The following is a 709-nucleotide window of genomic DNA, read 5'->3' as shown; positions in this document are numbered from 1 at the left end:
CTCATGCACCAAACAGGAGGTGATCATGGCAACCACCACCAGCTAACCGCCTAACAAAAACCCCGAACTTCATACCGAGCCGAAAGCACAAACGGCTACACCACTACACAGGACTTGACCTAGTTGGCGGCACCGCCGTTGTCCGCAATGCGGAGTTTGGTGCCAATGATGGGTGCGGGTGTGGTTGTCCGCAATGCGGCGTCCGCAAGGGCGCCGGCAGAGGTGTCTCGCAGAAGTTGACGAGCGGCCGGTTTTCACCCCGTGTTTCTCCAGGTTGCAAAACGCTGTTGTCAGCTTTTACGAAACCCCGCCTACCGGACGGCAGGTCCGTTGGTGTCCACCCATTGTTGGCGGTGTCGCTGGTGTCCGCAATGCGAAGTTTGCTCGGGTACGGAAATTCGTGGGTTCCCGCCAATGATGGGTGCGGGCGGGGTTGTCCGCAATGCGTAAGTCCGCACGACACCGGGTGCTTGTGGGTGCACACCAATTGTTGGTGTCGGTCGTGTTGTCCGCAATGCGCAACCCCGCAAACATGCAACACCAAAAGAAGGCACCCGCCACACAAATGGTTGTGTGGCGGGTGCTTGTTGTGTGAAGTTGTTGGGTCGGCGGTAACCTACTCTCCCACTCCCTCCCGGGGGCAGTACCATCGGCGCGGGCGGGCTTAGCTTCCGGGTTCGGAATGGGACCGGGCGTTTCCCCGCCGCCA

Annotated in this window: 1 rRNA gene; it reads right to left on the bottom strand. The window is 59.9% G+C overall.

The features are described from left to right. Positions 1-603 precede the first annotated feature (603 nt). Positions 604-709, bottom strand: a 5S ribosomal RNA gene (rrf, locus tag MHX64_RS11890); the annotation flags it as partial.

The sequence above is a fragment of the Corynebacterium sp. ACRPZ genome, from assembly GCF_022346205.1.
In the GTDB taxonomy this organism is placed as follows: Bacteria; Actinomycetota; Actinomycetes; order Mycobacteriales; family Mycobacteriaceae; genus Corynebacterium; species Corynebacterium lehmanniae.
This window is presented reverse-complemented; position numbering and strand designations above follow the sequence as displayed.